Here is a 494-nt window from a genome sequence, read left to right as displayed (position 1 = left end):
AACAGGTTACCTGGTCCCGGATCGATGGTTTGATCATCAAGACAAGTTACTTCAGGTCCTAATAGGTCTACCACAGTGATCATGGACTGACATGCTGCAAGGTTACCACTGGCGTCGGTAGCGAATACCGTAGCCGTTAGTGGTGAAGCTGCGATGTCGTCACAGTCTACCTCGTTGATATCTACTGCCATAGTGGTAATACCACAAGCGTCGAAGGATAGTGGTCCTCCTGGGATCTCAACAAAGAACGCATCTCCATCGGAGTTGTCCAGTGTAAGAGTCCAGTTAGCAGGATCAAACTGTCCTGTAAATGCAGGTACGAAGCCGCTCACTGTAGTAGTGGCAGGTCCTCCAATACCGTCAACCGATTGTGAACGGAATCCGAATACATCACCTGGCGCCAGGTTGATCGGTCCGCTGTTACCACTTTGAGCGTTAGCCCCTAGTGGATCGGTAAGCTCGGTGTACGTTCCGTTTAGAAGGTATCCGAAGGA

Annotated in this window: 1 protein-coding gene; it reads right to left on the bottom strand. The window is 50.4% G+C overall.

What is annotated here, in order from left to right; translation table 11 throughout:
- Window positions 1-494: hypothetical protein (locus J1N09_RS15420; RefSeq protein WP_265201175.1), on the bottom strand; the 494-nt coding region annotated here is incomplete at both ends.

The organism is Aureitalea sp. L0-47, assembly GCF_026126405.1.
Lineage (GTDB): Bacteria > Bacteroidota > Bacteroidia > Flavobacteriales > Flavobacteriaceae > Pukyongia.
The sequence above is the reverse complement of the archived record's forward strand: the minus strand, read 5'-3'. Positions and strand labels throughout refer to the sequence as shown.